Consider the following 9,475-nt stretch of genomic DNA (forward strand, 5'->3'; position numbering starts at 1 on the left):
CAACCGGGTGATGGTGGAGCTCGCCCGCCGAGCGAATCGGTACGCCGTGCGCACCAGGGATTCGATGTCGCCGGTGCGCACCGGGTTCGACGGCGTTCCCACCTTCGACTACCGACCGGATCTGGTGGTCGAGGCCCGCTACGAGGCGTACCCGGAACCCGTGGACATTCCGATCAGCACCGCCAGCCCACTGGTGGACGGGGTGCACCGGTCCGCGGGCGAGTTGGTCTTCCGGCTCCCCGGCACCGATTCCGAGTACCGCCTGCAGGCGGAGGAGGACCAGTGGGGCACACTGACGGTCACCTTCCATGACGCCACCAACGGCGACTCCACGGCCGAATGGCGCAGGGTCTCGACCGCGAAGCCCGGCGCCGACGGGACAGTGGTGCTGGATTTCAATCGAGCCGTCAATTACCCGAGTGCGTTCACACCGTACGGAACCTGCCCCATGCCGGTGAGGAACAACAGCCTGGACAGGAGGATAGAGGCGGGCGAGAAGCGGCCGATGGATTTCTGAGGCATGACCGGCGCTGCTGCGGAACCTCTGGGTAGCCTTGGATGACGGCGTTCCCGAGGAATTCGGCTGTGCCGGGCACATGTACAGGAACCGGGTCCAGGGATCGGAGGAAGCGCCATGCCGTCACTTCATGCGGAAGTACTCGCCGCTCGACGGCGGTCGACGACGGATGCGGACTGGGCGTCCTTCGAGGCCCGCTTCGAGGTGGAGTTCCCGCGCCTGAAGGACCTGTTCTCCCGGATCTACGGCGAGGGTTCCGGCGACCAGCTGGCGCTGCTCGCGGTCGAAGCAGCAAATTCCTGGCAGGACCGGCCCGCCCACCTGAAAGCGATCGACGCGGCAAGGGCGCAGACTCCTGACTGGTTCTCCTCGAACCGGATGCTCGGCGGCGTCTGCTACGTCGACCTGTACGCGGGGAACCTCGCCGGCGTCCGCGCCGGAATTCCCTACTTCCGAGAGCTGGGCCTGACGTATCTCCACCTCATGCCGCTCTTCCTCGCCCCGGAGGAGAACTCCGACGGCGGATACGCCGTGTCCAGCTACCGCGAGGTCGATCCGGCGCTGGGCACCATGGAGGAGCTCGCGTCCCTTGCAGCGGAGCTGGGCGACAACGGGATCTCCCTCGTCGTCGACTTCATCTTCAACCACACCTCCAATGAGCATGAGTGGGCGAGGAGAGCGGCCGCGGGCGACCCGGAGTACGAGGACTTCTACCTGATCTTCCGCGACCGGCACATGCCCGATGCGTACGAGCGGACCGTCCGCGAGATCTTCCCCGACGACCACCCCGGCTCCTTCGTGCAGCTCGACGACGGCCGGTGGGTGTGGGCGACGTTCTACTCGTTCCAGTGGGACCTCAACTACCGCAACCCCGCGGTGTTCCGCGCCATGGCCGGCGAGATGCTGTTCCTTGCGAACCAGGGCATCGACGTCATCCGGATGGACGCTGTCGCCTTCATCTGGAAGCAACTCGGCACCGCCTGCGAAAGCCTTCCCGAAGCCCACCTCCTCCTGCAGGCCTTCAACGCGGTGTGCCGGCTCGCCGCGCCGTCACTCCTGTTCAAGTCCGAGGCCATCGTCCATCCCGACGAGGTGGCCGAGTACATCAACCCCGGGGAATGCCAGCTCAGCTACAACCCCCTGCAGATGGCGCTGATCTGGAACTCGCTGGCAACCCGCGACGTCTCGCTCCTTGACCAGGCCCTGGAACGCCGGCACGCTACCCCACCCGGCACCGCGTGGGTCAACTATGTGCGCAGCCACGACGACATCGGGTGGACCTTCTCGGACGAGGACGCCGCCGAGCTCGGCATCTCCGGGTTCGACCACCGGCGGTTCCTCAACTCTTTCTACGTCAACCGGTTCCCCGGCAGCTTCGCCCGCGGCGTCCCGTTCCAGGACAACCCGCGCACCGGTGACTGCCGGATCTCCGGGACGACGGCGTCACTGGCGGGTCTGGAGGCGGGCGACCCGGGCGCCGTCGGACGGATCCTGCTCGCGCACTCGATCATCCTCAGCACGGGAGGAATCCCCCTCATCTACCTGGGCGATGAGGTCGGCCAACTCAACGACTACAGCTACCTGGCCGATCCCGCGAAGGCCGCGGACAGCCGGTGGGTCGGAAGGCCGCCGTACCAAGGCGGGCGGTATTCGCAGATGGAGGACCCGTCCACCGAGGCGGGAGCAATCTTCTCCGGGCTTCGACGGCTCATCGAGGTCAGATCCGCAACGCCGGAATTCGCCGGCGGGCACCTGCTGCCGTTCTTCACCAACAACCCGCACGTGCTCGGGTACCAGCGCCCCGGCGTGTTCGACGGCGAGGAATCGATCATCCTCGCCCTGGCGAACTTCGCCGACACGCGGCAGGACATCACCGCCGGGACACTCTCCGGCATGGCGCCCGACGCCGTCGACCTGATGACCGGTGCAATTGTCTCCCTCGCCGCAGGACGAAGCCTCGACCCCCACGAAGTGGTGTGGTTCCGCTGCCGCACCGGCGGTGGAAGGTCCTGAACGGGACGGCGCTTTTGATGCCGGTCCTTTCGACAAGCATTTACCCCGACGGCTAGACTGGGTGCATCAGCATCGACCCGGCCATCACCGGCGAGCTTCCGGAAGAACGGCGAGCCGGCCCCACTGGGGCGGTTCGCCCGGTAGAACCGGACGGGAAAGCCCGTCACAGCCGACGAATGAGTGGCAGCCCCAGGAGGGTCCGCACTTCCAGTGGGAGGAGCGGCACCGACGACGGCGGCAAGCGGGGTGGTACCGCGGGTACCGCTTTCGGCGACCGGGAAGGCAACCGGCGTCCGGAGGCAGTGTCCGTCCTCGCAGCAGGATGACCGCCCCTTGCTCCGAAACGCCGCCACCACAGGATGACTACATGCCGCAGATCTACCCCAAAGCAGCCTCGAGCGATCCCGCCCGCCCATCAGCCGCCGGTGCTTCCGCTTCCTCTTCTCCTAGGTTCCCCGAGATCGAAGAGCGGATCCTCACGTACTGGGACGAGGACGGCACCTTCCAGGCCTCCATCGACGCCCGCGACGCCGGCGCCGACGGCTCGAACGAATTCGTCTTCTACGACGGACCTCCCTTCGCCAACGGCCTGCCGCACTACGGCCACCTGCTGACCGGGTACGCCAAGGACCTCGTGGGCCGGTACCAGACGCAGCGCGGACGCCGGGTGGAGCGCCGCTTCGGCTGGGACACCCACGGGCTGCCTGCCGAGCTCGAGGCCATGAAGCAGCTCGGCATGACGGACAAGCAGCAGATCCTCGCCATGGGCATCGACAAGTTCAATGACGCCTCCCGCGCGTCGGTGATGAAGTACGCGGGGGAGTGGAAGAGCTACGTCACCCGACAGGCCCGCTGGGTCGACTTCGACAACGACTACAAGACACTCAATCCCGACTACATGGAGTCGGTGCTGTGGGCCTTCAAGAACCTGCATGAAAAGGGCCTGACCTACAACGGCTACCGGGTGCTCCCGTACTGCTGGAACGACGAGACGCCGCTGTCCAACCATGAACTCCGCATGGACGAGGACGTCTACCAGGACCGCCAGGACCAGACGGTCACCGTCACCTTCCCCATCCTCGCCGGCGCGTCCGAGCTCTCCCGGAAGCTCGCCGGCGTGCAGGCCCTCGCCTGGACCACCACGCCCTGGACCCTGCCCACCAACGCCGCGCTCGCCGTCGGGCCCGGCATCACCTACGCCGTGGTGGAGGCGGAGCGAGACGGCGAGGCCGGCCGCTATCTGATCGCGGAGGACCTCCTCGGCAACTACGCGAAGGACCTCGGCTTTCCCGACGCCGCGGCCGCGAAAGCGGCCGTCAGCTCGACCCATCCCGGTTCGGAGCTGGACGGCCTCACCTACGAGCCGCTATGGAACTACCTCGCGGACGCCGAGGAGGGCGGTTACCGCAATGCGTTCCGTTTCCTCGTCGCCGACTACGTCACGACGACGGACGGCACGGGCCTGGTGCACCAGGCGCCAGCCTACGGCGAGGAGGACCAGAAGATCTGCGAGGCGGCAGGAATCCAGGTGATCCTCTCCGTCGACGAGGGTGCCCGTTTCCTCCCCATGTTCTCCCGTGGACCGCTCGCCGAGATCGCGGGGCTGCAGGTCTTCGAGGCGAACAAACCCATCACCCGCGTCCTGAAGACCCAGGGCCGCCTGCTCCGCCAGGCGAGCTACGTCCACAGCTACCCGCACTGCTGGCGCTGCCGGAACCCGCTGATCTACCGCGCGGTGTCCTCCTGGTACGTCGAGGTGACGAAGATCCGGGACCGCATGGTCGAGCTCAACCAGGACATTACCTGGATCCCCGGCAACGTGAAGGACGGGCAGTTCGGCACGTGGCTTTCCAACGCCCGTGACTGGTCCATCAGCCGCAACCGGTTCTGGGGCAGCCCCATCCCGGTCTGGCAGTCCGATGATCCCGAATACCCCCGCACCGACGTGTACGGCTCGCTCGCCGAGCTGAAGGAGGCTTTCGGCCGGTTGCCGGTCAACAAGCAGGGCGAGGTGGACCTCCACCGCCCCTTCATCGACGAGTTGACCCGCCCCAACCCTGATGACCCCACGGGCTTGTCGACCATGCGCCGTGTCGAGGACGTGCTGGACGTATGGTTCGACTCCGGATCCATGCCCTACGGCCAGGTCCACTACCCGTTCGAGAACGAGCAGTGGTTCAACACCCACAACCCGGCGGACTTCATCGTCGAGTACATCGGCCAGACGCGCGGCTGGTTCTATATGCTCCACATCCTCTCCACGGCCCTCTTCGACAGGCCGGCCTTCCGCAACGTGATCAGCCACGGCATCGTGCTGGGCTCCGACGGGCAGAAGATGTCCAAGAGCCTGCGGAACTACCCGGATGTCTCCGAGGTCTTCGACCGCGACGGCTCGGATGCCATGCGCTGGTTCCTGATGGCCTCGCCGATCCTGCGGGGCGGCAACCTCGTGGTGACCGAGCAGGGAATCCGGGAGGGCGTGCGCCAGGTCCTGCTGCCGCTCTGGAACGTGTGGCACTTCTTCAGCCTCTACACCAACGCGGCGAACGGCGGGAGAGGGTACGAGGCGAAGCCGGTGTCCCCTGAAGCCGCAGCCGGGCTCAGCGAACCCATCGATCGCTACATCCTGGCGAACACGGGCAACCTGGTGCGCGATCTCACCGGCTCGCTCGATGCGTTCAACATCAGCGATGCGTGCGAGTCGCTCCGTCGCTACCTCGATACCCTGACCAACTGGTACGTCCGGCGCAGCAGGCAGCGGTTCTTCGATGAGGACACCGACGCCTTCGACGTTCTCTACACCTGCCTCGAAGCGGTCTGCAGGGTCGCGGCGCCGCTGCTGCCCCTGGTGACCGAGGAGATCTGGCGCGGGTTGACCGGCGGGCGTTCGGTGCACCTCACCGACTGGCCTGCCGCCGAGCTGTTCCCGGGAGCACCGGACCTCGTGGAGCAGATGGACCGGACACGCCAGGTCTGCTCCGCAGGGTCGAGCCTGCGCAAGGCGGCGAACCTGAGGGTGCGCCTGCCGCTGCAGGAATTGACCGTCGTCGCCCCCGCTGCCCACCAGCTCGCCGGGCAGTACTCCTCGATCATCGCCGATGAGCTGAACCTCAGGGCCGTCCGGCTGGTCGACGCGGCCGACGCCGAACCGGCTGAATTCGGAATCACGCAGAGGCTCTCCGTGAACGCCCGAGCAGCGGGGCCGCGTCTCGGCAAGCAGGTGCAGACCGTCATTCGGGCCTCGAAGTCGGGGGACTGGTCCATCGGCGACGACGGCGGGGTGACGGCCGGCGGACTCGCCCTCGAAGCGCACGAGTACGCGCTGGAAACTGTCGTGTCCGGCTCCGAGGCCGGGCACCGGGCAGTCACCGTGCTGCCGGGCGGCGGATTCCTCGTCCTGAACACCGAGGTCACTGCTGCTCTGGCAGCGGAGGGCACAGCCCGTGACGCCATTCGAGCGATCCAGCAGGCGCGCCGCGACGCTGATCTCGACATCAGTGACCGCATCACCGCGACGGTCACGGTGGCGCAGACCAACGTCGCGGCACTCGAGGCGAACGCTGAGCTCATCAAGGATGAAACTCTGGCGCGCGTCCTGCGCGTCCTGCGCGTCCTGGGAGCAGACGGCGTTGAGGACGAGTTCAGCGTTGCAGTGGAAAGGCACCAATGAGCACTGAAGACACCGCAGGCGCAGGGCCCCTCGACCGGTTCTCCGTGGAGAGCGTATACGCCGAACTGCTGAGCCGTGCCCCGGAGCACAGGATGGAGCCGCGCATGGCACCGCTGTTCCGGGCGATGGAGATTCTGGGTGAGCCCAACCGGGCGTTCCCGATCATCCACATCACCGGCACCAACGGCAAGACCTCCACGGCCCGCATGATCGAGAACCTGCTGTTGGCGCATGACCTGCGGACCGGCCGGTTCACGAGCCCGCACCTGACACGCGTGACCGAGCGCATCAGCATCGACGGCGTGCCCGTCCGGGACGAGACGTTCGTGCGGGTCTGGGATGAGATCAAGCCCTACCTCGACATCGTCGACGGCGAACTGCTGGTGGCAGGAGAGCCCCGGCTCACCTATTTCGAATGCGTCACCATCCTCGCGTTCGCCGTTTTCGCGGACGAGCCCGTCGACGTCGCCGTGATCGAAGTGGGTCTCGGCGGTATCACCGACGCCACCAATGTGGGAGACGGGCAGGTTGCGGTGGTGACTCCCATCTCCCTCGACCACACCGACCTGCTCGGCGACACCCTGGAGGACATTGCGGGGGAGAAGGCGGGCATCATCAAACCAGGCAGTTTCCTCGTCAGTGCAGCCCAGCCGCGCGAAGCGGCCCAGGTTCTGCTGGAGGCAGCGCGGGAGACCGGCGTCGACTTCCGGTTCGAGGGGGTCGAATTCGGTGTCGAATCCCGCACGGTGGCGGTGGGCGGCCAGGTCGTCTCGCTGACCGGCCTGGCGGGCAGGTACGGTGAACTCCTGGTTCCGCTGCACGGCGAGCACCAGGCCCAGAATGCCGCGGTGGCGGTGGCCGCCGTCGAGGCATTCCTGGGCGCCGGGACGCGGCAGCTGGACACCGGGCTGGTCCGGAACGGACTGCGGTCGGTGACCTCGCCCGGCAGGCTCGAGGTGGTGCGCACCGCTCCGAGCATCATCGTGGACGCAGCCCACAACCCCGCCGGTGCGCGCGCGGCGGCAAAGGGCATCAGGGAAGCGTTCGACTTCCCACGGCTCGTGCTGGTCATCGGGGTGCTGCAGGACAAGGATGCGGCAGGCATCTTCGCAGAACTGCACGAGGAACTCGGTGGCATCCTCGAGGACGTGTGCCTCACCCAGTCGACTTCGCCGCGCTCCATCCCCGCCGCCGACCTGCTGCAGGCGGCGCTCTCCGCAGGCTTCGCGGAGGAGAACATCCACATCGTTGAACGGCTCGACGACGCCCTCGAGTGGGCAGTGATGAAGGCCGAAGAGCACAACGACCTCGCGGGAGGGATTCTCGTCACCGGTTCGATCACCGTCGTGGGCGAAGCGCGCACCCTCCTCGGAAAGTAGGAGTCCATGGCACGGTTGACCAGGGCGCAGCGCGAATGGCGGCCCGGCATGCCCAGGAAGCGCCGGTCGGTGAGGATCATGTTCGCCTCGGTGGTGCTTCTACTCGAGGCCTTCGCGGTGTTCTTCGGAACCCTGACCATTTTCGGGCTGCGCCGGGACGAGATACCGGGCGGGCTGATCCTTGGGCTCGGCGTCGGGCTGAGCGTGCTCCTCGTGCTGAACTGCGCCGTGCTGACCAGGCGCTGGGGAATCGCGGTGGCATGGGTGCTGCAGTTCGTCATCATCGCGGCCGGTTTCCTCGAGCCGGCGATGTTCTTCGTCGGCATCGCCTTCGCCCTGACATGGCTCTACGGCTTGCGGACAGGGGCGCGCCTCGATGCCGAGAATGTCGAGCGGGACCGTCAGCAGGCCCAGTGGGAAAGGGACAATCCTGAACCCGGCAACGGGTAGCAGGAGGCGTGGAACTCCCGCCTGCGCAACAGGGGGAGGTCTTTATGCTCTACCGACCCGCGTGCCCGCATGATCTGATCGATGCACGGGTTGCCGGACATTCCTGAGCAGCCCGGATCCCGCTGATGAATCAAGCATGATGAGGAGGTCACCGCCGTGACCAGTATCGGTAAACTTTGGGGCAGTCTGGACCTGGCGGAGCAACGATGGTTCCTCAGCAACCCCGGCTGCGTCATCCTCCCGCGGACCCTCGTCGCGTAGGTGGCTGCGACGTCCAGTACGCAGTTGAGTACTGACGAACACGGCGAGTACAGGCTCTCAGCAGAGGACCTCAGCTTCGTCAGGGCCAGGATTCAAGGAAATACCCGGCCCGAAGGGACGTAGGACCCGCGCCGCGGGAACGCTACATGCCGGACGACGTGATGGGCAACGCGACGCTCCGGAACCCGGCGGAAAGCTGCACGGTACGGAACCTGCCCCTGGCGCCGCGTCGCCGTCCGTCGTGCTTGGCTTTCCGGCGTGCGGGGCTGTCCGGCGTGCTTGGCTGTCCTGCGTGCCTAATTGGTGGTGTGGACCCTGCGTCCGCGGATCTGTGTCGGTTTGATGCCGTAGAAGGCGTTTCTCTGCCCAGGGGCCCACGGTTCCTCAGCGTGGGTGCCCCAGAGGGTGGTCAGCAGTTCGGGGTCGTCGATGCGTGCTGCCGGCCCGTTGGCGAGAATGGTCCACCCGCTCCGGGTATCGCGGTTCACAAGATCAGCCTGGAAGGCGACGTTCTCCAACGAACTCCGGGCCATGATGCCGTCAGGCGAGGCACGGAAGTATATGCCGTTGTCATGGACAAAATAGTTGAGCGGAAAAATGTTCAGCAGTCCGTCGTGGCTGAAGCCGATCCGGCCCATCGTCTGACGTGTGGCGAGGGCCCAGCATTCCTCCGTGCTCAGCGTCTCCGACGCCCGAAGAAGCCCGGGCGCGTCCCAATATTCACTGTCGACCGAGGGGGAAATCATGGTGTCCCTATCTTTTCCGCAGAACCCGCACGTCGACCCGTTCTGCCGGTGGACGCTGCGGGCGGATCCGGTGATCCGTTGTCCTTCGAATCTAGCGAGGTGCGGGGCGGCGGAGCAGGGTCGAAAGACCCCGACTCTCCGAAGCCTGAGCCCGGGAAGTCGGGCCTGTGCTCTTCGTTGGCGGGGGGCTAGTTGATGTTCAGGCGTTGAGCATGATTTTGAGGGCGTTGGTTTCCGCGGCGCGGGAGAAGGTGTCGTAGGCCTTTTCGATGTCCTGGAGGTTGTAGGTGTGGCTGACGAACCGGTCGACGGGCAGGATGCCCTGCGCGACGAGTTTCAGGAGGGTGCCGGTGGTGTTGGTGTTCACCAGCCCGGTGGTGATGGTGAGGTTGGAGATCCAGAGTTTATCGAGTGGCAGGTCGACCCCTTTGCCGTGGAC

At 66.3% G+C, this 9,475-nt stretch carries 6 protein-coding genes and 1 pseudogene; 5 read left to right on the top strand and 2 right to left on the bottom strand.

Annotated features, from left to right (window positions below):
* The 5 genes from Y704_RS18930 to Y704_RS0104435 all read left to right on the top strand — a co-directional run.
* Positions 1 to 517: DUF1684 domain-containing protein (locus Y704_RS18930; RefSeq protein WP_155850210.1), on the top strand; the 517-nt coding region annotated here is incomplete at its 5' end.
* A 117-nt stretch (positions 518 to 634) separates the two neighbouring features.
* The gene (locus Y704_RS0104420; RefSeq protein WP_026549211.1) at positions 635 to 2,530 is read left to right on the top strand and encodes an alpha-amylase family protein; all 1,896 of its coding nucleotides are present in this window, start codon (positions 635 to 637) and stop codon (positions 2,528 to 2,530) included.
* Positions 2,531 to 2,897: 367 nt separating this feature from the next.
* Positions 2,898 to 6,200, top strand: a complete 3,303-nt coding sequence (gene ileS / locus Y704_RS0104425; RefSeq protein WP_026549212.1) for an isoleucine--tRNA ligase — start codon at positions 2,898 to 2,900, stop codon at positions 6,198 to 6,200.
* Entirely contained in the window at positions 6,197 to 7,579 is a 1,383-nt protein-coding gene (locus tag Y704_RS0104430) for a bifunctional folylpolyglutamate synthase/dihydrofolate synthase (RefSeq protein ID WP_051476687.1), read from the top strand. The genes ileS and Y704_RS0104430 overlap by 4 nt, the downstream gene beginning before the upstream one ends.
* A 6-nt stretch (positions 7,580 to 7,585) precedes the next feature.
* Positions 7,586 to 8,029: a DUF4233 domain-containing protein gene (locus Y704_RS0104435; RefSeq protein ID WP_026549214.1), complete on the top strand. Its 444-nt coding sequence runs from the start codon at positions 7,586 to 7,588 to the stop codon at positions 8,027 to 8,029.
* Positions 8,030 to 8,586: 557 nt separating this feature from the next.
* Here the strand turns inward: Y704_RS0104435 and Y704_RS18935 are convergent.
* Together Y704_RS18935 and Y704_RS24350 are read right to left on the bottom strand one after the other, a co-directional pair.
* A complete protein-coding gene (locus Y704_RS18935) occupies positions 8,587 to 9,036 on the bottom strand; it encodes a pyridoxamine 5'-phosphate oxidase family protein (protein ID WP_035771612.1) in 450 nt (149 codons plus the stop codon).
* Between the two features lie 199 nt (positions 9,037 to 9,235).
* A pseudogene (locus tag Y704_RS24350) lies at positions 9,236 to 9,475 on the bottom strand (alcohol dehydrogenase); the annotation flags it as partial.

It is taken from the genome of Arthrobacter sp. Br18 (genome assembly GCF_000520555.1).
GTDB lineage: Bacteria > Actinomycetota > Actinomycetes > Actinomycetales > Micrococcaceae > Arthrobacter_D.

Coding starts and splice junctions, on each gene's coding strand:
- Y704_RS0104420 (WP_026549211.1), top strand. CDS start 635: ATGCCGTCACTTCATGCGGAAGTACTCGCCGCTCGACGGCGGTCGACG.
- ileS (WP_026549212.1), top strand. CDS start 2,898: ATGCCGCAGATCTACCCCAAAGCAGCCTCGAGCGATCCCGCCCGCCCA.
- Y704_RS0104430 (WP_051476687.1), top strand. CDS start 6,197: ATGAGCACTGAAGACACCGCAGGCGCAGGGCCCCTCGACCGGTTCTCC.
- Y704_RS0104435 (WP_026549214.1), top strand. CDS start 7,586: ATGGCACGGTTGACCAGGGCGCAGCGCGAATGGCGGCCCGGCATGCCC.
- Y704_RS18935 (WP_035771612.1), bottom strand. CDS start 9,036: ATGATTTCCCCCTCGGTCGACAGTGAATATTGGGACGCGCCCGGGCTT.